The sequence below is a fragment of the Agaribacterium haliotis genome (genome assembly GCF_002312815.1).
Taxonomy (GTDB): domain Bacteria; phylum Pseudomonadota; class Gammaproteobacteria; order Pseudomonadales; family Cellvibrionaceae; genus Agaribacterium; species Agaribacterium haliotis.
Genome location: NZ_NKQJ01000006.1, coordinates 1 through 24,914 on the forward strand (window position 1 = coordinate 1; position 24,914 = coordinate 24,914).

General features: G+C 48.4%; 21 protein-coding genes. 13 read left to right on the forward strand and 8 right to left on the reverse strand.

Going from position 1 to position 24,914, the window contains the following annotated elements; genetic code table 11:
• Nucleotides 1-200: 200 nt before the first annotated feature.
• Both CFK45_RS08230 and CFK45_RS08235 read right to left on the reverse strand, forming a co-directional pair.
• Entirely contained in the window at nt 201-1,031 is an 831-nt protein-coding gene (locus CFK45_RS08230) for a TIR domain-containing protein (RefSeq protein ID WP_096085971.1), read from the reverse strand.
• A 308-nt stretch (nt 1,032-1,339) separates the two neighbouring features.
• Nucleotides 1,340-2,944, reverse strand: a complete 1,605-nt coding sequence (locus CFK45_RS08235) for a C13 family peptidase (protein ID WP_158224641.1) — start codon at nt 2,942-2,944, stop codon at nt 1,340-1,342.
• A 439-nt stretch (nt 2,945-3,383) separates the two neighbouring features.
• Here CFK45_RS08235 and CFK45_RS08240 point away from each other — a divergent pair, with 439 nt between their 5' ends.
• The 3 genes from CFK45_RS08240 to CFK45_RS08250 all read left to right on the forward strand — a co-directional run bounded on the left by CFK45_RS08240 (nt 3,384) and on the right by CFK45_RS08250 (nt 7,334).
• Complete coding sequence (locus tag CFK45_RS08240; protein WP_096085973.1) at nt 3,384-3,953, forward strand: hypothetical protein; 570 nt, start codon at nt 3,384-3,386, stop codon at nt 3,951-3,953.
• 23 nt (nt 3,954-3,976) lie between these two features.
• On the forward strand, nt 3,977-6,574 hold the full coding sequence (locus CFK45_RS08245) for a poly(ethylene terephthalate) hydrolase family protein (RefSeq protein WP_096085974.1): 2,598 nt from the start codon (nt 3,977-3,979) through the stop codon (nt 6,572-6,574).
• Nucleotides 6,575-6,689: 115 nt separating this feature from the next.
• On the forward strand, nt 6,690-7,334 hold the full coding sequence (locus CFK45_RS08250) for a GyrI-like domain-containing protein (protein WP_096086159.1): 645 nt from the start codon (nt 6,690-6,692) through the stop codon (nt 7,332-7,334).
• 112 nt (nt 7,335-7,446) lie between these two features.
• Here the strand turns inward: CFK45_RS08250 and CFK45_RS08255 are convergent, their stop codons facing one another.
• Together CFK45_RS08255 and CFK45_RS18455 are read right to left on the reverse strand one after the other, a co-directional pair.
• A complete protein-coding gene (locus tag CFK45_RS08255) occupies nt 7,447-7,980 on the reverse strand; it encodes an NADPH-dependent FMN reductase (RefSeq protein ID WP_096085975.1) in 534 nt (177 codons plus the stop codon).
• Between the two features lie 207 nt (nt 7,981-8,187).
• Entirely contained in the window at nt 8,188-8,331 is a 144-nt protein-coding gene (locus tag CFK45_RS18455) for a hypothetical protein (RefSeq protein WP_158224642.1), read from the reverse strand.
• Between the two features lie 310 nt (nt 8,332-8,641).
• Between CFK45_RS18455 and CFK45_RS08260 the strand changes: the two genes are divergently transcribed.
• From CFK45_RS08260 to CFK45_RS08280, 5 genes are all read left to right on the forward strand, one after another.
• A complete protein-coding gene (locus CFK45_RS08260) occupies nt 8,642-9,064 on the forward strand; it encodes a GFA family protein (RefSeq protein ID WP_096086160.1) in 423 nt (140 codons plus the stop codon).
• A 58-nt stretch (nt 9,065-9,122) separates the two neighbouring features.
• Nucleotides 9,123-9,641 (forward strand): phosphoribosyltransferase, encoded by a 519-nt coding sequence (locus CFK45_RS08265; protein WP_096085976.1) that lies wholly within the window; start codon nt 9,123-9,125, stop codon nt 9,639-9,641.
• 222 nt (nt 9,642-9,863) lie between these two features.
• Nucleotides 9,864-10,334, forward strand: a complete 471-nt coding sequence (locus CFK45_RS08270; protein WP_096085977.1) for a hypothetical protein — start codon at nt 9,864-9,866, stop codon at nt 10,332-10,334.
• 181 nt (nt 10,335-10,515) lie between these two features.
• A complete protein-coding gene (locus tag CFK45_RS08275; protein ID WP_096085978.1) occupies nt 10,516-10,896 on the forward strand; it encodes a VOC family protein in 381 nt (126 codons plus the stop codon).
• A 182-nt stretch (nt 10,897-11,078) separates the two neighbouring features.
• A complete protein-coding gene (locus tag CFK45_RS08280; protein WP_096085979.1) occupies nt 11,079-11,618 on the forward strand; it encodes a 5' nucleotidase, NT5C type in 540 nt (179 codons plus the stop codon).
• Nucleotides 11,619-11,730: 112 nt separating this feature from the next.
• On the opposite strand, the gene CFK45_RS08285 is transcribed toward CFK45_RS08280, so the two are convergent.
• Nucleotides 11,731-13,497, reverse strand: a complete 1,767-nt coding sequence (locus CFK45_RS08285; protein ID WP_096085980.1) for an alkaline phosphatase D family protein — start codon at nt 13,495-13,497, stop codon at nt 11,731-11,733.
• A gap of 198 nt (nt 13,498-13,695) precedes the next feature.
• On the opposite strand from CFK45_RS08285, the gene CFK45_RS08290 reads away from it, so the two are divergent.
• From CFK45_RS08290 to CFK45_RS08300, 3 genes are all read left to right on the forward strand, one after another.
• The gene (locus CFK45_RS08290) at nt 13,696-14,019 is read left to right on the forward strand and encodes a YceK/YidQ family lipoprotein (protein WP_143247523.1); all 324 of its coding nucleotides are present in this window, start codon (nt 13,696-13,698) and stop codon (nt 14,017-14,019) included.
• A gap of 21 nt (nt 14,020-14,040) precedes the next feature.
• Nucleotides 14,041-14,622, forward strand: coding sequence for a GNAT family N-acetyltransferase (locus CFK45_RS08295; RefSeq protein WP_096085982.1), 582 nt, complete (start codon nt 14,041-14,043; stop codon nt 14,620-14,622).
• A 250-nt stretch (nt 14,623-14,872) separates the two neighbouring features.
• Complete coding sequence (locus CFK45_RS08300) at nt 14,873-17,974, forward strand: FG-GAP-like repeat-containing protein (protein ID WP_096085983.1); 3,102 nt, start codon at nt 14,873-14,875, stop codon at nt 17,972-17,974.
• A gap of 68 nt (nt 17,975-18,042) precedes the next feature.
• Here CFK45_RS08300 and galE read toward each other — a convergent pair whose 3' ends face one another.
• Genes galE through CFK45_RS08315 form a run of 3 tightly spaced genes read right to left on the reverse strand, consistent with a single transcriptional unit; the run spans nt 18,043 to nt 21,699 of the window.
• Nucleotides 18,043-19,137 (reverse strand): UDP-glucose 4-epimerase GalE, encoded by a 1,095-nt coding sequence (gene galE, locus CFK45_RS08305; RefSeq protein ID WP_096085984.1) that lies wholly within the window; start codon nt 19,135-19,137, stop codon nt 18,043-18,045.
• 8 nt (nt 19,138-19,145) lie between these two features.
• A complete protein-coding gene (locus CFK45_RS08310) occupies nt 19,146-19,682 on the reverse strand; it encodes a hypothetical protein (protein WP_096085985.1) in 537 nt (178 codons plus the stop codon).
• 1 nt (nt 19,683) lies between these two features.
• A complete protein-coding gene (locus CFK45_RS08315) occupies nt 19,684-21,699 on the reverse strand; it encodes an LruC domain-containing protein (RefSeq protein ID WP_158224643.1) in 2,016 nt (671 codons plus the stop codon).
• 499 nt (nt 21,700-22,198) lie between these two features.
• Between CFK45_RS08315 and CFK45_RS08320 the strand changes: the two genes are divergently transcribed.
• Both CFK45_RS08320 and CFK45_RS08325 read left to right on the forward strand, forming a co-directional pair.
• The gene (locus CFK45_RS08320) at nt 22,199-23,551 is read left to right on the forward strand and encodes an HD domain-containing phosphohydrolase (RefSeq protein WP_143247525.1); all 1,353 of its coding nucleotides are present in this window, start codon (nt 22,199-22,201) and stop codon (nt 23,549-23,551) included.
• A 60-nt stretch (nt 23,552-23,611) separates the two neighbouring features.
• Entirely contained in the window at nt 23,612-24,586 is a 975-nt protein-coding gene (locus CFK45_RS08325; RefSeq protein ID WP_096085988.1) for a sensor histidine kinase, read from the forward strand.
• The last annotated feature ends 328 nt before the right edge of the window (nt 24,587-24,914 follow it).

Consider the following 24,914-nt stretch of genomic DNA (forward strand, 5'->3'; position numbering starts at 1 on the left):
GGGGGAATATCCGGGTCTCTTGTTCATAGGCTAATTCTCTCAAGAAAGTTAGCCTCCGACAAAACCGGTACGATTCATATAGTCATCTTGATTTATCGTTCTAACTTTTCTCATTGCTCTTCCGTGTTGCATAACGCCCGCATTTGCGGCTGGTTTGGAGCGCAGCGAAAAACCAGTCCGATAACATGCGCTTGTTAGCACTAGAATGGCACATCACTATCAAGACCTTTTGGAGGTTCAGGAGGTTTTGGTTGGAGAGCATCCTCGTTCTGCAACAGAATATCTATTCCCATCTCAGTAATTGAATAAGCGTAAAAGTCATAACCATCATGTTCGTTGGTTTCTACGGTTTTGCTCAAATACCCCATTCTTTCTAGTTTTATTAGTGATATTTGTAATGCTGCTTCATTCGTGCCGCGGAAATTGTTTGAAATTCTATGAAACGGTAAACCCACAGGGTCTGCTGTATGGCTTTGTAGGCAAGCCGCTAAAAATTTGTAGTCTTGTTCTTTGAGTTCATAGCTCGTTGGGTTTGCGATAATCTTTTTAGATTCAGAGAGGCTTTCGTGATTTATTAGGCCTAGCCTTTCAACCTCTGATTTAATCAATGAACATGCTCGATTAGTCGCTGACACCAAATCTCCGTCAGATCGATTTGGATCGTAATCAGCAGGGGTTACGCCTAGCAAATCAGTTGGAAGGTGCATTTCTACATCGCGGGGCTTCAATATGAATGAACGAGATTTACCAATTGCACCGACAAATAACCCCATCTCAAAGATTACGTTATCTCTGACTATATGCTCACTTCTGCTTCGGATAGTAGATATATCGTCTGGAGCAAAAATAAAGAGCGCAAAATCTACAAAGGATGATTTCTCTACAAGATCATCAATTGCTGATGATGAAAGCTTGAAAGTACCATCTTTCCAAAGAGTAACTTCAAATTCATGGTCCAAATTAACATTCACAGCTTCGGCAATAGCTAGGCTCTCAACAGATGAAGCTATAAACAATCTTGGTTTTCTCAACTTATTATCTCCATGCTCGATTGAGTGCTAACAGTTTATTAATAGGAATTTTCCTTTTACCCACCACCAACTCTACCCTAATGTTTTGATTATTCCAATAAAAACAAACACTTAGCCCCAGCATCTATTATATACGCAGCATATACACTTTACGTTTTCCTCCTACCCCACCAAACAAAACAAAAAACCATATAAAACAAATAGATAGAGACATTGATTTGAAGTTAAGCGAAATTAACTCTTAGTAAAATCTAGTGAAGCAGATTCCAAACTTTAAACAGCTACTCTGAGTCAGAGGCGCCAAGCAATCAGGCCCCAACTTTACCAATTGCCGCACTCTGTTGAATCCTCCACCTATGAAGGTGTTCTTGTAATTGTTTGCCTATAAATTGCTGAGGCAAAGAATGGTTGTCGATATCGTTGTCGAGCTCCATTTTTTTAACATCCTGTTGTATCTCTGCAAACGCATCAAAAAACAAAACGCCTCGTGTCATTGCGGATGAGAGGGTCCGGCCGAAGTAGGTCATATCTGCATTGTAACTACAGCCAAACGAAGCTTTATCTTGCCTTGCCGAAGTAAGCACCATGGTGTATTCATCTTGTAGATTTTTTATATGGCCGCCCGAATAACATGAGGATATCAGTGCAGCTTTCCATTTAATACCAGATTCAGCCAGGGCCTGTTTTAACTCATCTGCTGTTAAGCTCTGTAAATTTACGCGCACGTCGTTTAAATAAAAACTGTGATCTTCACCGCCGTGACTGGTCATATACAAGATCAGCACATCGTTTTCGACATCCATCTTTTGTTTTATGCTATTTAAAGCCATTGCCAAGCTTTTTTTGGTGGCGAGCGCGTAGTTATTCTCAGTGTCGACATGGTTGATCAGCAGAACGGATTTACCCTCGGTTTGATATTGTTCGGCAAACTGCTTGTTTAGGCTAAGAATCTCGTTTTTAAATACGTTCTGGCTTCCATCGCCGGCCAGGCCAAGAAAGTAGAAGTCTATTTTTTCTGGGTCGTTGTTAATCAAGGCCTGCTCTGATTTCGATAACAAGTCGCGCTGCTGATAAATCAGTTCGTCGGCGTAGTGCGGCTGATACGGCTGTTCACCGGAAGATTCCGTGAAAAAATCGTACTCCCAGAGGCCTTCTTGAACTTCTTCTTCGCCGTCGCTGTTAATCTGTACCAGCTTGCCCTGGCCATGCATCATGCCGTACTCAAAGGCGCCCTCGTAATAGCTGTTATCAACATAATTTAGCTTACCCTGGCCATGAAATGCGTTGTGCTCAAATTCACCTTCGTAACTGCGCCCGTCTGCACCACTTAGTTTGCCGTGGCCGCTTAATACACCATCGACAAACTGGCCTTCGTATATATCACCGCTTTCATAACTTAGCTTGCCCTGGCCGTGGTAAACAAAGGCTTTAAAGTCACCTTGGTAGTGATTATTTTCACCGTCTTGGTATTCACCATAAACAATGTTGCCTTTTTCAAAACGACCGCTATATCGTTCACCGCCCGGATAACTGAGCGTACCCTCGCCGTGAAAATAGTTGTGTTTAAATTCGCCTTTGTATTCAGCGCCGTCGTCAAATGTGTAAAAGCCAGGCCCCGAGGCATAGCCCCTTTCAAACCGGGCTTTGAGCACATCCCCATTAATATAAGTCGCCAGCGCCTGGCCGTGCACATAACCATCAACAAATTCACCGCTTAGCGTATCGCCCGAGGCATAGACAAGTTTACCCTGGCCGTGAAACTTAGCATCGACAATATCACCGCTGTAAACAGAGCCGTCCGGCAGCGTTGCATCGGGCCCAAAGATAAGAAGGTCGGCGCTATGTTTATTTGCTGCGTAAAGCGCAATAAGCACGATAAAAATAAGATTCAACAAATAAGATAATGTGTGCATTCTTCCCTCAGATTCGGCACTCAAGTTAGGCATACAGGCGTATTGTTCACACGCTATAAAAGCGTCTGAAGCAGCCTACTGACACAGGCTGACAAAAAACTGGCCCGCGCCGCAAAACGCCTTTAAAAGCAATACAGATTTTTGCAACAGACCTTTGCAAAAACGCGCTACGGGCTTTTACAACAGGCGAGTTTTTACAGTTCAAGGCCTAGCATGCCACATGATGATAGGCGGCGACAATATAAAGCTAAGGGTGCCAGGCTTATGTAAACCGCAGCTGCTTATAGCACTAACACAAGAATAAACAGAACAAATAACTATAAAAATGATTCAGCAATAAACGAATAAAAATCGGTGCAATCGTTTATTCATATTGCCGACGTATGGTCGTAAATCCTGCAAACATGTTTATCAACGTTAATTATAAGGATGGAATCGAATGCAGATTTACTTGTTTTGTCGTTCAGCTCTTAAACAAGCTGGCAAACTGGCCCTTCACAGCCCGCTAAAGCTAAGCCCAAACCTTAAAAACCTAAAACCAGGAAAAAATAAGGCCTTTTACGCCACTGCGGCCACCCTGGCTTCGCTGGCATTTCAGCACGCAGCGGCTGAGCCCTTTATTAAAAACATTAATCAAAGTGCCAACCAGGTTGAAATCATTGTTGAAGACCCCGAAGGTTTTTATGTTGGCGCGCAACCCTACTTATTAAGCATTGGTGACACCGTACTGACAAAAAGTTACCCACCGGAATCTGGCGACCCCAATGTATTGATTTTTCCACTTAGCCCAGAGGCCTTTGCCAAGCTCGATAAAAATGCCATTACCACGATGAGCTACGGAAAGCCCAAAAAAGAAATAAGCAATAAACAGATATCAGCAACAAAAAGAGCAGCCGTTAGTACAGCCACAGCTCAAGGCTCGGTGCAAACGCTTAGCGATGACAACAAAGCCGAGTTTTCTCAACAGAAAACCCAGTGGTCAATGAAACGAATTCAAGATGTGAACTAATTAAGGACAGTGGAGTGTTATCAATGAAAAGCATCATAAAAAATAGCTACTTGTTGCTTGCTGCCGTCAGTATATTTTTATTCAACTCAGCGGTTTCAGCACAGCCCCACCTCGATGGCCCCTACGCTGTCAGCACAACACAGTACAACCTCGGCGATCAGGCTTTTCGGCCGTCGCAATTTAACTCCAGTGTTGAAGTGGTCGGCGAAGTTTATCACCCAACAGATCTCAGCGATGGCCCCTACCCGCTTGTTTTATTTATGCACGGCAATCACAGCCCCTGTTACGATTCCAGGAATCGTTCCGCGAGCACCTGGCCCTGCCCCAGCGGTTACAACACCGTAGAGAGCTACCGCGGTTACGCTTATATGGGCCGCTTTCTCGCCAGCCACGGTTTTATTGTTGTTTCAATCGGCGCAAACGGCGTCAACATGATAGGCGCCAGAGAAAGTGATGATCTTGGCATGGTGGCCCGCGCTGAATTAATTGATCACCACCTTGAGCTGTGGCAAAACTACAGCAAGAGCTCCTCGGCGCAGTTTGGAACAAAGTTTGTCGGCGCTATTGATATGAACCGCGTTGGCACCATGGGTCACAGCCGCGGCGGCGAAGGTGTTGCCGAGCACTTTTTATTTGCCGAAGACAACAGCACAAATTACGACGTAAAAGCGGTATTGATGCTGGCGCCAACAAACTTTAAACGCAACCTTGTCGACGATGTTAACGCACAAACCATCTTGCCCTATTGTGACGGCGATGTTTCCGATCTGCAGGGTGTGCACTATTACGACGACGCCCGCTATGAACTCGCACCGAGCTCACCGGATCACTACTACACCATCTTAAGGGGTGCCAACCACAACTTCTTTAACACCTATTGGACACCGGCCCAGTTTGAGTGGGTTTCTTCCGATGACGCGGCGCGGCTCTGGAGCAACAACGACGTTGAATGTGGTTTAAATCGTTCGGTCAGAATGCCGTATTCCGAGCAGCAAGATGCAGCAAAGACGCTGGTCGCTACGTTTTTCCGCAGCTATTTAAACGAAGAGCTCGGTTTGCGCCCCTATTTAAAAGGCGACCTGTTTGCCGCCCCCGGTACCAGCGCCAGTATACGTCACGCCTATCACGCTCCACTTGAGCGCCGCCTGACGATTAACAGTACCGAGCAAGAAGGCAGTGAGACACAAAACGATCTCGGCGGTTCGGTATCGCGCAGCAATACCAATATTTACGATGTCTGCGGCGATGACTCAAGTGAGCATTTCTGCTTAAGCACCGCGCAAAACCGCCAGCCGCACAATGTACGCAGCGCTTTTGCAAACACTAAGCTGGGCCTTGCACAATTAAAGATACGCTGGAATGGTGTTGGCAGCTGGGTAAATAACATCCCAGCGCAATACGACGATTTCAGTCAGTACGACACACTGAGTGTGCGTGCAGCCATTGATCAAAGCGCCGATACATTCTCGCCAAGTATGTATATAGAACTTGAAGATGCCAATGGCGTAAAACAAAGCCTGCAATTATCACCGTTTGGCGATGGCCTGGATATTTTTCACGACAGCAACTTCAAGACCCTGCTTTCGGACTACCGCGTACCACTGAGCAAGTTTAACCAGCTGCAGTTAACGCAAATACGAAAAGTTACTTTAAAACAAAACGACAGCGCCAGCTCGCTGGCGCGCAGGGGCATGTTTATCAGCGACCTGGCTCTCATACGCGAGCGGCCCTTTGATTTAAACAACCCTGTGGCCCTGCCATTTAGTCAAAGTTTTGAAAGTGGCCTGGCAAACTGGCGCAACAGCGGTGAATACAACATGCTGCGCCGAAGCGGCTCAACTCCATCGTCAAATACCGGCCCAAGTACTGCACAAAACGGCACGTACTACATGTTTCTTGAAACATCGTCAGGCAGTGCGTTTGATGCCGGCGACACCGCTTTATTGGAAAGCCCGGTATTTGATGCATCGTCGGCCTCGGTGAGTTTTGCCTACAGTATGTACGGCTCTGACACAGGCAAACTCGCCGTAGACGTGCTCGCCGCAGGCCAGTGGCAGGAGCTTTGGTCGCGCGAAGGCCAGCAACACAGCTCTGGCAGTTGGTCTAGCGCAACCGTGCCAATTAATGTCGCCGGCAATGTAAAAATTCGCTTCCGTGCAAGCGGTGCTGGTGGTTACCGGGGTGACATCGCAATCGACAACGTACGTGTCGAAAACGCAGAGCCCCAGGGCCCGTTAATTGGCTCAATGGCTATTTTCCACGACGGCGATCACCAGGGTGATATGTTGCTGGCGCTGGCGCAAAACGCTGGTCAAGCCCAGTTGCGTATGAACCTCGACGACGGTCACCGCGCCACTTTAAGCTGGAGCGAACCCCAAAACGTACAAGTTCGCATTGAATACCAGCACCCGGGTACATCGTCGGCTTGGCGCGCCTTTAAAGTTGTGCCCAGTGGCGTTTTATCTACAAGTATTTGTCTTGAAGGCTCGTCGTCGGGCGAATGTGCAGCACTACCTGATCGCGTGCGCGGCAACTTGTTTTACCGCTTCCGGGTAGAGAGCGGTGGTAACACCAGCCCGTGGCAATATTCCCGGCCACTTAACCTGTATTTTTCCAGCTAAAGCATCAACAAGGCTGGAGCGATATAAAATCGATTGAAAATCAATTTAAGCTTACGTTAAATTGAAGCAATATACGGGGCCACTGTGGCCCCGTTTTACTATTGAGGGCCAACACTTGCAAAGCAAACACGAATGGCGAAAGCACGAAAAACACCTTTACCTGCCAAAAACCAAGGCAGAACAAATAGAGATAGATAGTTTTAACTTCATCAGTATCGACGGGCAAGGCCACCCTCAAAATGCCGAATTTGTTGCTTGTGTCGAGGCACTTTATTCACTCGCTTACACCATAAAAATGGGCCTAAAAAAACGCCAAGACAGCCCGCCAGGCTATACAGACTTTACCGTCTACCCTTTAGAGGGCCTGTGGGACATTAACGATGAAGCCAAAAAACACTTTGACGGCACAGTAAACAAAAACGACTTTGTTTACACTCTGATGATACGCCAACCAGATTTTGTTAGCGCTGAGCTTTTCAATGAATTTGTAGAAATAGCCCAGAATAAAACACACAACACCGCACTTGAGAAAATACGTTTTGATCAGCTTAGAGAAGGCCCATGTGTGCAAATGCTACATATTGGCCCCTACGACAATGAAGCCGCCAGCTTTGAAAAGATGGAGCAGTTCTGCCAAGAACATAATCTGCGGCGCCTATCGAAGCGGCACCGGGAAATTTATTTATCAGATGCAAGAAAAGTAAGTGCAGACAAACTCAAAACGGTGTTGCGCTTTCAGGTTGAAAAACAAGGATTATAACAAATAAGATAACGGCACTTTTGTGTGCCGCATATCCTTTTTTATGTAAGCTCTTGCATTCTACAGATTTTGCTTTCTACAATCCCTTGTTTACCTTAAGTCTAAAAAGCTGTTAGAGGCCTTCAACAAACTGTTTTATCGCCTTGTGCAGCTCATCTACCACCTTGGCATCAAGATTGTTGTCGCTGTAGTGCTCGTAAAAACTTCCCAGGCTATAGCTGCCTTTAATATCCGCGCCCCAATACGGCATAATTTCCAGCAGGTGCTTGAGGTTAGAAGAGCCTCCACGCTTACCCGGCGAGGTAGACACCAAAAACACGGCTTTATTTGCAAAGACGGTGCTGTCGTTCGGCACACGTGAAAGCCAGTCTATAAAGTTCTTAAAAACTGCAGGCATAGAGCTATTGTGCTCGGGGCAGGCGATAATAAAAGCGTCTTGCTCGGCAAATATCGCGGCGATTTGCTCAACCGTATGTGGCAGGCCTAAGTTTTTCTCAATGTCCTCACTGAAAATAGGCAGCGCGTAATCGCCAACGCCAAGCTCCGTCAGCTGCTGCTCGCCAATATTTTCACAGGCGTGCTTTAACAGAATGCCATTAATAGAGGTGCTGCTATTACTAGCTAAAAGTGCAAGTATTTTTTTCATAGTCGTAGCTCGGTAGTTAGAGTGTTATAGATAAAAATAAACTCAGTTTACTGCATAGAGGTTAACAGTAAATAAAGGCTGTCGCTTGTTACCTTAAGATGCAAATCCCACCTGTGAAGTTGAAGCCGTTGTTGAAGCCATTGTTGACGCCAACGTACTGGGCCCGTCAGTAAAACCGAGATCTACCAACAACTCCAGCGCCGCGAACTAGTGCCCATACTCGAAGATTAGCAACTCGACCCTGTCGGCATCTATGCGGTGTATCCCCACCGAAAAAACCTGGCGGCAAAAGTCAAAGTCTTTATTGATTTGCTCGAGCAGCGCTGCCAGCAGGCTGTCTGGGCCGAGCACTAAGCTTCTTTGCAAGAAACATATGTCAGTAGCTTTAAGCGCAGAACTTATGTAGGTCGCCTATATATTTGGCCTACTTCCTTTTTGTCATAAGTATTTAGCAGCAACAGGTCGGCCTTGCCAACTAAAAGACTCAATTCATCTCTGTCAGCAGTGTTACGCCCACAACAATAAAATCGTAAAATAAACGGGACAATAAACAAAAATCTAAGATAAGCTGTTGCCTCCCGTTTGATTGATTGTCTGCGCATCGTGAAAAACACGGCGCCGCATTTAGATAAAAGTGCTAAGCAGCATTGCAGGAAAAGAAATGAACACTACATTCGGAAGCTGCGCATGTAAAAATATCGAATACTGTTTTACCGGCGCGCCTATTAATTCTGCCTATTGTTATTGTACTCAGTGTCAGCTCTATACAAACTCTGATAAATGGTATGGGCTTTGGGTGCCCCAAGAAAATTTCAGTTTTACCAAAGGCCAAACTAAAACCTTTATACGCAAAGGTGATTCGGGCATGGATATGTGCCACCATTTTTGTGACAACTGCGGTGTCAATTTAGCAGTGAAGGTTGAGATCGGTGGTTTTTTCAGTGTCGCAGCCAATACCGTTACCAAAGGCGAGGTGCCGGCACCGAATATGCTTATCTATACTAAAAATGCGGCTCGCTGGGCACACTTCCCCAGCGGCGTGCCCAAGTTTGATATTCTGCCGGCAGAAATGATGGGCGAGTGACGCTTCTGGCGCCTAACGCTTTTAGTCAACAACAAGCTTGTTCACAAACGGATCCGCCATGCATAAGTTGGGCAAACTGATCATCAGCCAGGAACAAATTCGTCGCGGAGTTGAAAGTGTTGCGCGCGAACTAGAGCAAGATTTTGCAGGCCTGCAGCCGGTGTTTATCAGCGTGGTACCGGGGGGGATTTTTTTCACCGCCGATTTGCTGCGCCAACTAAACTTTGCGTTGGCCATGGATACGATTTCTTGCCCCCACGTTCCTGGCAGCCAAAACAACACGTCCACCATTGTTTATCAGCAGAATATAAATATAAAACAACGCCACGTTATTCTGCTGGATGATGCCATTGAATCAGGTGGCACTATGTCTCGCCTTTGCAGTCATATAAGTGAAACATTTCAGCCCGCGTCACTTTCAATCGCAACCTTATTTGTTAAACAACGCCGCAAAGCTATCGCATTTAAGCAGTATTTTGCCTATGAAATCGATAACAACGAGATCTTAGTTGGCTATGGCTTGCCGTGGCAAGATCACTGGCGCAACTTGCCAACGATCGCCGAGCTAAAGCGCTGAACAAATAAAAGAAGCAATTTTAGCCAAAGCTTGATCTGCCTGCTTATTAAACACGACAAATACTTGACAGCTAAAGCCTCGCCACGAAATAATTCGCCTGGGCTTGATTGGGCGCCCCTCTCGCAAAAGCGTTGGCACCATGTTTTCTCAATACTCTTCGCAAGTCTTTACTTGTATATCATCTCTGGTTCGCAGCGAGGCGTCCCAACCCCAGGAGGCGATATGCACAGCAGTAATACTGACAACCCTGTTTGCACACAAGAGGCTGCGCTTGATTTATTCTCTCGCGAAGCTAAAAAACTTCACAAGGCCAGCCAGTCAAAGCTTTCATCAAAAGCGCTACCGGTTTTGCGCCGCTTAATTAAAAGCCAAACGTTTCGCGAAATATCACTGGTTCAACTATTTCAGCGCCAGGCCATTGTTCAGCGCAAGCATATCTTTCAGATGCTGGCACTTGAAGCGGGTTATAAAAATTGGGCGGAGTTTAAATATGCTCTTAGTGCGCTGCCGGCACATGAGCTTACGCACTACTGCCATTATTTGCTAAATGCAGGCTACCCCAACCACTGGTTTTCGTCGCTACCGGAAGCACAAGCCTTTGCTTCTGAGCACGGTGGCAGCGCCCTGAGCTTTGGCACACAAGCGCTTGTTATTCCTGCAGATTACGCTGTGGGCAATCTATCAAGCTGCTAAAAAACGGGGCCGGTTTCAACAGGGCCCGGCCCTCGCCTTATGCAAAACACTGACGCATATAAACGATAAAGCGCCCCAAGTTTTATACAACACCAGAACCAGCATCTGCACCAAGCACACAACACCAGAACCAACAACAGGCACACAATAACAGGGGCTTAGTTTTTTAAGAGCACAAACTATGATTGGCTATGTATGTTTAGGTACAAATGATTACGATCGCGCGCTTGAGTTTTACGATCAGTTGGCCCCGGCCCTGGGCGCCCGTAAACTCTGGAGCACAGAGACCATGACGGCCTGGGGCCAATCGCGTGAACAGGCCGCACTTTGTGTGGTTAAACCCTGGAACAAAGAGCCGGCCAGCGCCGGCAACGGTACAATGTTTGCGCTCAAGCTGGACAGCAAAAATCGCGTCGACGCCGCCCACAAAAAGGCGCTGCTGCTTGGCGCTTGCGACGAAGGCGGCCCGGGCCCAAGAGGCGGGCACGGATTCTACGGCGCCTATGTGCGCGATCTTGATGGCAATAAGCTCTGTTTTTACCTTGCCGCGCCATCGTCTTAGAGCCAAAGCTCAAGCGCACTTACCGGCAAGCACAAACACCATTTATCTAAACCTTGGCCAAATCAACTAAAGCAAACTAATCCATGACAAGCCAAGCCAAGCCCGCAACAGTTAAAGGCGGCGCCGTTTAAAACAGCAACAACAAATAAAAACTAAGCACACTCTAGAGAAAGGAAGCCATTATGAGAGCCAGCATTGCGATCGATATGGACGATACGGTCGCCGATACACTAAGCCGCCATATAAGCTGGTATAAACAGCGCTTTGGCATAGTGCTAGCTAAAGAACAACTCGCCGGTAAAAGTTTTTACGACGCAGTACAAAAAGAACATCGCAGCGCCGTTCAACAGCACCCCCATGAAGCGGATTTTTTTGATCAGCTTGACGTGATCGACAACGCTGTTGAAGTGATACAGCACTTAAGCCAAAGCTACGATATTTTTTTCGCCAGCGCGGCGATGGAATACCCAAGTTCATTTCCAGCTAAGTACCGCTGGTTGCGCCAGCATTTTCCTTTTATCAGCCCAATGAACTATATCTTCTGTGGGTATAAAGGCATGCTTAACTGTGACTACCTGATTGACGATAGCCCGCGACATTTAGACAATTTTAAGCAAACAGGCTTATTGTTTTCTGCCCCGCACAACAGCCAATATTCAAATTATCAACGAGTGCAGAACTGGCAAGCAGTGAAAAGCTATTTTGCTAAACTCAGCACCTAGCACCCGCACCCAGCCGGCGCCATCAGCGGCAACAGAAAAAAGCTGCAGGCTACCGTTTTCAGCCGGCCTGCAGCGCGCTTACTGTGATTTAACGATGCAGATAAACGAGCCCCTAGCTGTGCATGCTCAGCTTGTTTTCACCAAGCTTGACGCTCAGCCGCTTGGTACTTGCCTCTTTTAACTGGTAGTTTGCCTCTTCAATGGTGTCGACAAACAACCATTCACACTGAGCCTGCTCTTTGCTAAAGCTGAGCACGGCCAAACCGCGATCGTGCAAATTGGCCCACTGCAGATCGTCAATTAATAAGCTCAAACCCTGGGCAAGGCTGGCTGCACCGGGCTCGTCCAGATCCAAATACTGCTCCATACCGGGCGAGCTGACGGCGGCAACCGCAAACTCAACACCGACGGCATCGCCGTGTCGATCAACTAAGTTATTGGCCCAGGCATTGTGGGTATCGCCGGCCAGCACAACCAGGTTTTTACCGAGTTGCTTGGCGCTTGCGTACAGCACTTCGCGCTCGTATTGATAGCCGTCCCAGGCATCGAGGTTATAAGGCGCAACACTGTTCACCCGCGCCAGCTCCTGTTCGCTCAGGCTTGTATCTCCCTGCAGCTGACGCTGCTTAATCTGCGCCAGCTCAGCCAGGCTCGCCGCAGGGTCTGCAGCCGCACCAAGCTGAACCAATACCTCGAGCGGAATATTCATTTTGCCCATTAGCACCTGCTGGCCAAGCAACTGCCAAGTTGCATTGGAAGCACTCAGTTGCTGCTGCAGCCACTGCAGTTGCCCGCTGCCCAACAGCGCGCGCTGCTCGTCGCTAACGGCGGCAACAAAAGCCGCGGCGTTAAAGCTGCCATCGCTGTTGTAAAAACGCGCATCACTTAGGCTCAAAGCCTCCGTTCGTGCAATTAAACGCGTATCGAGCATCATCAGGTTCACCAGCTCGCCCCACTGAAAGCGCCGGTACAAGGTATCTAAGTCACCTTCGCTGGCCGGGCGTATTGGCAGCCACTCAAAATACGCTTTAAGCGCATTGTATTTGCGGCGAGTAAAATCGCCTTCGCTGGCCTCAGTGTGATTTTCTGCGCCACCAATATGGGCATCGTTGGCGACTTCGTGATCGTCGGGTACAACAATCATCGGCACCACGGCATGCAAGGCGGCAAGGCCTAAGTCACTGCGATATAGCGCGTAGCGCTTGCGGTAGTCGTCGAGCTCTATCAATTCAACGTCGTTGTCCGCCGGCAGCTCGCGGCCGATCATCTCGGCTTTTTCGGTGGCGTACTCACCCATGCGGTACTCGTAGATATAGTCGCCAAGGTGCAGCGCCGCATCGAGATCGGTCATTTTTGCAGCCTCGCTATAGGCGTTAAAAAAACCGCGCGGATAATTAGAGCACGAGAACATCGCCAGTTTTACCTGGCTGACATCGGCGCCCTCGGCCGGCAGGGTTTTGGTGCGGCCAACCGCAGATTTTTTACCGTTTGAAAGGAAGCGATAGTAGTACTCCGTGGCCGGGCTGAGCTCAATGGCATCAACTTTTATGGTGTAGTCATTTTCCGCCAGCGCTTCGGCTTCACCGCGGCGCAAGACCTTATTAAAGTCCGGGTCACTGGCCAGTTCGTAAACAACCGTAAGGCTTGAATGGCTGTCGACATCCTCTGGCAGCGCCCTTGTCCATAAAATAACCCTATCCGCCTGCGGGTCACCACTGGCAACACCGTGGCTAAACGACATCGCTATGCTTGCGCCGGGCTCTGTTGGGCCAGCGCCATCATCGTCGCCACCACAGGCAACTAGACCGCTGGATACCACTACAGAGCCTAATCCCATGGCTGAAAACTTAATTAAATCGCGACGCTGAATACTACTCACTGCTTACTCCAAGAAAAATCAAACATAAGTTTGAAAGCTTAAAGCCGGCATATGAAAAGTAAGTGACTAAAAGGCGACAAAAATATAATTTTTACACAGCAGTTATACGTGGCGTACAATATTTAAACTCATCAAAACAAGTTAGTGCACCCGGTCAAGGCTCACCAGCCCCAGCCCAATTTAGCCCCCAAGGAAGATATGCGACTCTTATTTGTGCTACTCATCTACAGCGCTTTTTTTAGTTTGAGCGCGTGCGGAACCTATACCAGCCTATCGAATAGTGACAACAGCATTGAGCGCAAGCTCAGCCGCAGCGGTACCTACTGCAACAGTACCTCTCGCGTATACGGAGGCCTGTCTTACAACTTTTGCAAGCTCAACGCCAACCCCCAAAAAAGTGCCTATTTTGCGCCGATGCTGCCTCTGTATCTGATTGACAGCGCCGTGTGTTTAGTTAGCGACACTCTAGTCCTGCCGTACACAATTGCCGAACAGGCTCAACACGGTAATATAGAGCTTTAATGCTCAAGTACCCCGCTGCCCATGCACATTAGACCAGCCAGAATCAGCGACAAAGACGCCATTGAACAACTGTACCTCGCCGCGTTTGACCAGAGCGAGGCCGCTGCGGTGGCAGAGCTTGCGCTTGAGTTTCTCGGTGAAAACAGCCAACCGGCCTGCCTTAATTTGGTCGCGCTTGTTAACGACAATAACAACGACAATAACCACAACAGCGAAGCTGGCGAGCCCGGAGGCCCATCGATTGTCGGCCATATCAGCCTCAGCCCGTGCTTTGAGCCTGGCAGCAACAAGCTTGTGGCCTATATACTCGCGCCTTTGGCCGTCGCCCCGGGCGAGCAAAAACAAGGGCTCGGCTCGGCACTTGTTAAGCAAGCTCTAGTGCAAATAAAGCAACACTGTGACTACATTTTGGTCTACGGCGACCCGGCTTATTATGGCCGCTTCGGTTTTAATACTGAGCTAGGCCAAAGTTTTATCCCGCCCTACCCGCTACAATTTGCCGAGGGCTGGCAGGCCTTAGCGCTCAAGCCACACGCAAGCAGCCCAGAGCAAGCGCGTAAATTTCACTGCCTTGGCCCCCTAAGTCACGCTGCACTGTGGTAGTCTCGCGCGGCGCAGCAAAGGCCGGCAATGTACCGGGGCACTTTTTATTAACAGCCTTTTAGGTGAACGGTGCTTTTTGTGGCGTATTTTTGGTGGCATATTTTTGATGGCAGAGAAACCGCCAATCTAACAATCGCGCTTATATCCGCGCAGCTCAAAAACAATTAAGCGGCAAAAACACCCGCTAGCAAGCAATAGCAATAGCAATAGCAATAGCAATAAGTATTAAGCAACAAACAAGGCCCCAGACATGACTTCCCCAAAGCCTTCCGTGCTCGCCCTCTCGGCTTTATTTATCAGTGCAAGCCTGCTTGGCGCCTGCAGCGAAGATAAAAGCAGCAAGCAAAGTTTTATTCTTGCCCCCGCCGACCCGGTAACGATTAACACCCAAGTTCAAACTTCGACCTTACAGCGCCTGAATGTAGACTTAGATAACCCCCAGAGCTATGCCAGCCTCAGCGTTTATGCAGGCGATCGCCTGCTTGCCGAAAGCCTGGATATCGCCGTGCACGGGCGCCAACAACTTAACACCTTGTTGCAATTTAACAGCCTTGGGGAAAAACAACTGCGCTTTGTCAGTAACAACGCCAAGCTGACGATTTACAGTTACGAACTCGAGCCCGTCGCAGGCCTTGAGCAACCACAGTTTAAAGATATCAGTGAGCGGGCCGGCATCGACAAGGCCAATTCCTTAAAATATGCCGGCCCAACCATCGCCGATATCGATATGGACGGCGACTACGATTTTATCGTCAACAACCACAACGACGTCAGCAGCAAGCTTTACTGGAACAACGGCGACGGCACGGTTAGCAAACACAGTGTCGATCTGGCGCGCTGGTACATGCACGACCTGCACGGCACCGCAGCTGGCGACTACGATAACGACGGCGACCTCGACCTGGTTGTCACCCAGGGCGGTGGCAACGGCATGAACCCATCAGAAAATAATTTTTACCTAAACCAGAACAATAACTTTGTGCTGTACACCGGGGATGTTGGCATCGATCGGGGCGGTCGCGGCCGCGGCGCGCGCTGGTCAGATATGGATCTCGACGGCGACCTGGATCTTTTACTGTTTAATGAAGCCAGCCTCTACGGTTACAAACCACAGCACTTTTTTTACGAAAATTTGGGCAATGGCAAGTTGGCATTTAAACACGTGCCAGGCCTTGAAGATTTGCACCAGAGCCGCGTATTGCTGACCGACTTCAACAGCGATGGTATCGACGACCTTATTTTTTACGGGCCGGTTTCACTGTGGCAGAGCAACGGTGACTTCAGTTTTAGCGATGTCAGCCACAAACTGCCCGAGGCCATTAAAAAACTGCCCCAGGTCATGGCGATGAGCGATATTGATATCGACAACGACGGTGATCTAGACCTTTTTCTTGCGCGCGGTAAATTATTTGAAGGCGGCCAGGGTGAAACGCCGTCGATGGACTTTGACCCGCAAACAAAGCTGTTTTCTATCAAACCTCGCGGTTTTAAAGGTGTTGATCGTTTTCGTTTTAGCGCCGACGGCGATGTGTTATTTCACAACTACTACTACCTCGCCCAGGGCGGACTAATCGGCAAAGACTACCCGGTATTTCTCGGTGCCGACAAAAACAAACTTAAAATAGCCAACGGCGAGCAATTTACTTTAAGCGCCGATCAAGCCCAGGGCTGGCCCGAAGAGCACAGCGAAAACGGCATGTATTTTGGTTATCTCGGCGATAAACAGTGGCAGGCTGCACTGGTTCGCAACGGCAATATCTTCTGGGGTTTTCAATTTAGCTTAAGCGGCGTCAGCAGTGTCACACCTGATTTTGTGCCGCAAAATCGCAACGAGGCGGACTACCTGCTGCGAAATGATGGCGACACCTTTGTCGACGTCAGCCGCGCCTGGAATATCCCGGCGGGCACCAACGCCCTGGGCGTAACCAACGGTGACTTTAACAACGACGGTTTGCAGGATTTATTTGTCTACCGCTGGGGCAAGGTTGGCGCAAAGAGCTCAGACTATTTATTGCTAAATCGCGACGCCAGGCAATTTGAAACCGTTACCATGCACGGTGCCAATGATATCGGCGGCCCCGGCAACGGCGATATGGGCCAGGCCTTTGACTTTGATCTAGACGGCGACCTGGATTTGTTAAACGGCAGCGAAAACGGCCAGTGGTATCTGTATGAAAATAGCCAGCCGGGCAGCGGCAACTACGCCCTTGTGCGTGTTGCTTATGCGCCTAAATCGGGTATTGATGCGTTATCTGCGCAAGTTAGCCTTAAGACAGCCAATAACAGCTACACAAAACGTGTCGGTTCGGCCGGTGAAGTCTTCTCCCAGAGCCTGCTGAACACTGTGCACTTTGGCCTTGGCAATGAAACGAAGATTGAACAGATCAAGATACGCTGGCGCAACGGTGAAGAAGTTGAATTTAATAACAAACAGGCCAACCAGCTGTTTGACAGCAACAAACTCGACCCACAAAAGCTGCAATTAAACGCAAGCCGTCTGCGCGAAGGCGCAACAGCCAAGGTCACAGCTAGTTTTGAGCCCGCTGCGGCTAATAGCGATTTGCACTGGCATTCGAGCCAGCCAAATATTATTCACGTTGATCAAAACGGTGAGCTGCGCGCACTTGGTAAAGCCGGGCAGTCGGCACAAATTAGCGCGCAGAGTTCAGCCAACGGCTTGCAACAAAAAATAGACGTGCTTATCGAGCCGTGGACAAAAATCGAACTGCAAGATATTTATTTCGACAGTAAAAAAATCAAGCTCTACAGCGGTGAAAGCATGCAGTTAAATGCGCTGCTGGCACCTACCAATGCAGATGTAAACGAACTGCAGTGGACAAGCAGCAATGAACAGGTCGCCAGCGTAAACAGTACAGGAACAATTAGCGCACTGAGCCCGGGCCAAACTTCGATCGCGGTTTTCAGCCCCGAGTACCCGCAGCTAAAGGCACAGCTAGAGTTGACGGTTGAAAACTACCAAGAGCCTTATATTAAAATCCGCCAGCGTTCGAGCTTTGAAGATAACAAGCTAAAAAACAGCGGTGAATTGCATGTTGTTGTCGACTACCACGCGGGTTCCGGCAACAAAGTTATTTTCTCTGATGAAGGCGGCGTTCGCTTTTGGCTGCGCCATTTCCGCTCAAAGTGGTTCCCGGTTAAAGATGTGGTACTGGTGGATGCCAGTGCTCTGGGCAACGAATCCGGCGTTGCCGAAATTCGTATTCCACTTGAGCAATTAACACCAACAGCCGAGCTGCCTGAAGGCCACTTCTACCAACTGCGCGCATCGTTTATTAACAGCGAAGGCCAGGCCTTAGACGATGTTATCTACCCGTTGGAATTTGTTAAATAGATAACATTAGGGCCAGCTAACACCAAGTAAAGCAGGGCTCTGCCCCGCTTTACTTTCGCATTTTTGGTTTATACTACCCTGGCGTAGATCTTGTCATTGCTGTTGATATCGCTGTTAGTGCTGTTGACCTTATTGTCAATGCCGCTATCGTAGGCACAGCGGTAACCATCGGGATTTTTTGACTGCCAGCGCCAGCTGTGGCGAAGCATATCTTCAATGCCGTAACAGGCTTTCCAGGCCAGCGATTTTTCAGCGTAATCCGGGCTCGAATAACAGGCGGCAACATCGCCCTCGCGCCGCGCACAAATACTAAACGGAATTGCCCGCTGACTGACTTTTTCGTAAGTCGCTATTAACTCCATCACCGAATAGCCCTTGCCAGTACCTAAGTTATAGGTTTTTAAACCGCTGTGTTTGATATGCTCAATCGCCTTTACATGCCCCCTGGCAAGATCGACAACGTGAATATAATCTCTCACACCCGTGCCGTCTTCAGTATCGTAATCGCCGCCAAATACCTTAACTTCATCAAACTTACCAATCGCAACCTGCGCGATATACGGAAGGATATTACTCGGTACGCCTTTTGGGTCCTCGCCAATTTCGCCGCTGGGGTGAGCACCGACCGGGTTAAAATATCTAAGAATCGTGATATTCCAATCCTCATCGCAGCGGGCGAGATCTTTAAGTAAAAACTCAACGCTGAGTTTGGATTGGCCATAGGGGTTATTCACCGATGTTGGGAAACTCTCGTCTATAGGCAGCTGCCTTGGCGTACCATAGACCGTTGCAGATGAACTAAAAACTAAATTTTTAACACCAAATTCTGCCATTAATTCACACAATACAAGTGTGCCACTGATATTTGTCGTGAAGTAGTTAAGTGGCTGCTCAAAGGATTCTCCAACTGCTTTTAGCCCGGCAAAGTGAATCACCGCATCAAACTTGTGGCGGATAAAAACTTTGCTCATCTGAGCTTTATCAAGCACATCACAAGCGTAATAACGAACAGACTTGCCCGTTAATTTCTCTACTCGCCGCAAGGGCTCCTCGCTGGAATTACTAAAGTTATCGACCACAACAACATTGTGATTTTCATTTAGAAGTTCAACCAGGGTATGACTGCCGATATAACCTGCGCCACCCGTTACTAAAATATTCATATTGCCACCTATAATGCAATTGACCAGTCGCTGCCCATTGAGCGCTGCCATGAAGTTGTTGCCAGTTGAATGGCGCCCGACCCGTAAAAGACCGTTGCCGTTAATTCTTGATAACTATTGATTAGGGTAAATCGACGACTAAAATCTCGCGGTGTGACGCGCCCTCGAAATAAGCAGCTAGCTGCGCCGTCGCCGGCCACACAAATCGATAAAAATACTGTGCTGTGTTCATCGATAAGGCCTAAACGATGCAAATCAAAGCGGACATGCAAATCTGAGCTGGATTGAAACAAAAAGTCTTTATCTGCCTTTAAGCTTTGGGTTAAGGGCGCCGCATCGTTTTCAGCGCGGCTAGCGCCGTTTGCTTCAGACACATCGAGCGGCTGAGCAGAATCACTCGGCTCTGGGCTTGGGCTTGGACTCGCCAAGGCTGCAGCCGTCTCAATTTGGCGACTTTCCGAAGCGCTATCTTGTGAACCTGACGAGCCACCACACGCAGACAGCACACAAATAAAAACCGAACTTGTTAACAGTGCATATTTCATTTTATGGCTCCCAACGGTTGTTAATTAACTGACGTGAGTTGGCATCAAACTGCTGATACCAGAGCTGTTTTTCGCTGCCGTCGCTGCGTACAAAACTTGCAAATTCCGGGTAGACAAGGCTGAGATCGACACGCTCTGCCGGGTGCTGCCACAAGCCCGGAACTTCGAGCGCCCAGGGCAAGTTATTGTCGCTGACAAAAAACGAGCTAAGCCCATCGGAATTATCGTCATACAAACCCCACAGCTTGGGATTAAAACGCTCACTGACCGGCTTGTTTTTTAGGTGAATTTCCAACGAGCGCCCAGGCGCCTGGGCAAATGCGGGGCCGTGGTAGTGGCCGGGGCTGGCAAAGATAAACGGGTTGAGCACACCACTGGGCGCGAGCGACTCGTGCACCGTGCGCTTAAGCGCAACACTTAGCAAAAAATCAAACTCGTCATTTTGTTCAAAGGTGGCGCAGTGTGTATCGGTGCGATAGAACTCGCAGCCGGGGGCAACACTTACTTCGTTTTTTAAGTCATTGGAAATAATAAAAACGGCATCGGCGTGCTCGCTGTTTATTTCCATGGGGCTATTTTCAACAAGCAAGCCATTAATAAAGAGCAGGCTTTTTTCCACATCAATATCAGCTTGCGAAATACCATCAAGCTGAATGGCATAACCGTTGTGATAACCGGCACCAAGAGCCAACAGGCGCCCGCGTACATCGTAGCGAAAGACCTCATTGTCAGCATTGAAATAACGCGTAACCCGGCTGGCAACAACAACATCATTCATATCGTAATCGCCGAGCAAAGGCCAGTTGTCTTCAAAAGCCAGCGTGACAAAGTCGCTGTCGGAAGGGTAAGACTCAACACTCACCCCGGCTTCGACAAGCTCGATCCGGTAATCTTCAACTTCGCCGTCGGCGACACCGCCATTGGGGCCAATATCAGCGGTCGAGCTGTAGCGAAAGCGAGTCCAGGTGGCGCCAGCTTGAGCGTGCTCGGGTACTGAGACCTGTAAATAATTGTCGCCGCTTTTTAGCGCCTGATTTTTTATAATCTGTTCTTGGTCGTCAAAACTTCCATTTTGGTCCCAGTCGGCCCAAGCGTTTGCAATGCCCTCACCTTTGGTTTTGGCAATTAAAATACTGTTGGAGCCAAGCTCAAAGTTTGTTATTGCTTGAACACCATCGTCATCACCGCCCCAGCTTGAGCCTAAATACAGGTTTTCGCTTCGTTCATGGCGGGCGCCGTTGTCTTCAATTTTGCTGCCGTAACTCTCCGGCGCATCGCCAAAATCGACACTGCTTGAATCGGAAAGAATATTCGCGACTGCACAGCGAGCGCCGTCGTTATTACTCGATGACGGACCAAAAGCAAAAAACTCTGCGCGAATATCAGCGGCATTAATATCGATGCGAAAAATAAAACCGTCGCTGTTTCGGCTGATATAGAGTTTTTCATCCGCATCAAAATATACCGCACCAAAGGTGCCGCGCTCACCAACATTAGATATCAGCTGTGCGCGCCCCAGCTCAGGATCGATAACAAACAAATTGCCAGAGCTGTCGACACTATAAAGGTGTTGGTTGTGCGGGTGAAAAGCAAAGTCGTAGATACGAAGGTTTAGGTCGGCGCCATCTACTACTTTTTGCCAACTGCGTGTGCTTGCTGAAACAGCCGTTTCTAGCTGCTCTGGGGTAGAGGCCTCAACACCGCCGAGATCGACATAATACAAACCAAAGCCCGCACCGGGCCGGTACGCGTAATAGCGGTTGTGTTGCAGCGACACATCGCCAACATAGAAGTTGGCGCCGGGGTAGCCGGCAAGGGCAACGGGCCGGGCTTGATAGTCGGCACCGATCTGCACAAGTGTCTGCCACTCGGAACTAAAGCCGTAGATGTAACGATCAAAATTATTAAAACCGATGGCGTTGATCTTGCCCGAGGTGCCCATGGCATCACTGTGGCGAAGATAAAAACCCGTTGCCAGGTTTACCCCAAACAGCTCGGCTTTGGATTTCTGAACCAAGAAGGCCTGCTCAGGACAATCTAAAAACGCAGATGAAGCCAAACTGTTGAAAGAGAAAAGTAACGCGAACGCCGAACTTAGTGTTTGTAGGCAAACAGATAGGCGTCGCGGATTTGTAAAGTGCAGTGGCGCTGCTCGATACCGAATTGATATAGGCATGGTGCTCCTCTTGAAATCAAATACGATTGATAAAATGAGTTCAGCACCAACAAAGCGAACAGCCTGCCAATCCAGCACACCTTTGTTTTTATTGGTTTTTTTAACAAAACCTAAAAACAACTTCGCAATATGCAAAGCAATTTCATGAAGTTTTCTAAAAATATTTTGCAAAACGCAAATTTAATAGACCATTTTTTAATAAACGATTCGAGTTTATGCAGCCTACGGATTAAACCAAGCAGAAAGACCCAGACATAAACCCCACAATTTGATTAAAATTAACTTAGGCCCAAGTTTTGCTTTACCGATAAAACCACAAAATTATCTACGGTTACTGGTAATGACCTTACAACAACAAGAACTCAACGCAGATCGACAAGCGACTGTGCTTTTTATTGACGATGAAGAAGCCATACTTAGGGCGATGCTCAGGCTCACCCGCGGCCACAACTGGAAAACAATGACAGCCACATCCGCTCAACAAGCATTTGCTATTGCTGAACGAGAAGACATCGACGTTGTTATTTCAGATATGCGTATGCCGGATATTAACGGTGCAGAGCTACTCGCGCATTTTTATAAAAACTCACCAACAACCAGGCGAATTTTGCTAACCGGCTACAGCGATATCGGTGAATTTAGTGAAGCGGTAAATAAAGCTCATATCTACAACTACTTAAGCAAACCCTGGCAAGACAAAGAGCTCACTGAAATCATCAGCGCCGCACTTCAAAGCCGGCAAGATGAACTGAAGCAGCAACAACAGGCGAGCTGTGAAAAAGCAAAAAACATTAAACTCAGCAAAATTGCGCTGCTGTTAGATAAGCAAGTTAAGGAGCGCAGCATTGAGGTTGATCAAGCTCTGCAGCTACTCGATAACAACCACAAGCACAACCAGGGCAATATTCTCGATTCCGTCTTAGTGATCAACCGTATCATCGAGTGGAAAGAAGGCGGCGCCCACGGCCAAAGTGACTTTGTCAGTTATTATGCAATTGAAATGGCGCAGCAGCTTAATTTTTCTGACAGCGATATTGAAGCCATTCGGCTGGCCTCACTGCTTCACCGCGTCGGGCTCTTAGCTTTGCCCGACGATATTCGCCACAAGCCTATTTACGCCTTAAGCGCCGAACAATTAAAGCTCTACAAGCAGTACCCAATTTGGGGAGAGAAATGCATTCGCCATTCCAAAACTTTGGTAGGTGTTGCCAATATTGTTCGCCACCACAGAGAAGCGATTAATGGCAACGGTTTTCCCGATGGCCTGAGCCAAAAACAGATCCCCATAGCCGCCCAAATTGTGGGCCTGGTGAGCGACTTCTACGACGCCTATTCCGGGCAGATAAGTCGAGAGATCCGCGGCGTGGAATCCGCAAAGGTCTATATTAACGAGTGGGCCGGGCGCCGCCACGACGTCAAGCTAGTACAGCTATTTTGGCAGGTGCTTGCCGATTATTGTGATACGTCGTTGCAAAGCTGTGTTTTGCCAAGCTGTGAGCTTAAGAGCGGCATGCTGTTAAACAAAGACGTTGTTTCGAGCTCGGGTTGTTTTTTACTTGCCAAAGGAACGGTGCTGAGCCCAAAAACAATCAAAAAACTTATTGAGTACGAAACAACTCACCGGGAGCTTTTTGAAGTGCATATACGTATTGTCCCCGAAAACGAACAGAGCTCAACACAAGAGCTAGTCTAAGCGCCTTAAGAGTTACAAAATGCAAAACAAACAAGGAGTCAAACAAGAGAGCCAAACACTATGACGGGCCCCGATTACAAAGCCGCATACTTCAGACAGAAAAAAGCTCGCGAATTGGCTGAACAACTACTTGAGGATAAGTCGCGCGAGCTCTATAACTCCAATCAAGCGGTGCTTAAAGCTTATCAAGAACTAAAAGAGCAGAAATCGCAGTTGCTGCACAAAGAAAAGCTGGCGTCGATAGGCCAGCTTAGTGCCGGTGTTGCCCACGAGATAAATAACCCCTCTGGTTATGTGCGCAGCAACCTAAACACATTAAAGCGCTACTTAAATAAAATTTACACCTACATCGAAGCGCTTGAGGCCAGCAATTCAGATCTAGCCATACAAAAGCTGCGTGAGCAACTGGATATTGCCTATGTGTTGCACGATTTAACCGAGCTTGTTTCCGATAGCTTAGAGGGCATGGAGCGCGTAGCAAGCATCGTACAGTCACTGAAGGATTTTGCCCGCCCAGATCCTGAAGAAGCCGTTAGCTACAACCTCAATGACTGTATTAGAAATACTCTTAAGCTCGTCAACAGTGAAATCAAATACCAAGCTCAGGTCGATACTGAACTTGCCGAGCTACCGCCGCTCTGCGGACAACCGGGCAGTATGAGCCAGGTATTTCTCAATCTCATTATCAATGCTGCACAGGCCATTCCCACCCAGGGTAATATTCATATAAGTACCCGCCTTGCCACAAGCGGCGAGCGCCCCGATCATCAGCAGTGGATAATCGCCTGTGTCAGCGATACTGGGACGGGTATCCCCGAAGATATTATCGACAAAATTTTTGACCCGTTTTACAGCACCAAAAAAATCGGTGAGGGAACGGGTTTGGGCCTGGCGATCGTGCACAGCCTGCTCAAAAAACAAGGCGGCCTTATCCGAGTCGAAAAAAACCACCCTGTGGGAACACGCTTCAAACTGCTACTACCTGTTCGTCCACCAGCCGGGGCAGAGGCTGGCGTGACAAACGAGCCTCAATAACGTCGCCCCTTACGGCCTGGCGGATAAACCTAAAGCACCAAACCTTCAGCGCTAAAACTAGCAGCTTAAATCTAGCCGCTAAATCCTAAGCCTTAGGCCTAAACCAAGCTCCTAAAACAAGCCCTAAAGCAGGCCCTTAAAGCTGGGCCAGCAGCTTTAGCTGTGCGCAAATAGGCTTGGGCCCAGATTTTTGCAACATGCAAAAACGGCGCTTCGCATTTTGCAACTCGTACAGCTACGGGCCCATCTCAGCCGCAGCCAAGACTGATCCCCCAGCAAAAAGCACAAAAAATACGCTTTATTATCAACAACTTAAAACAAGGCAACG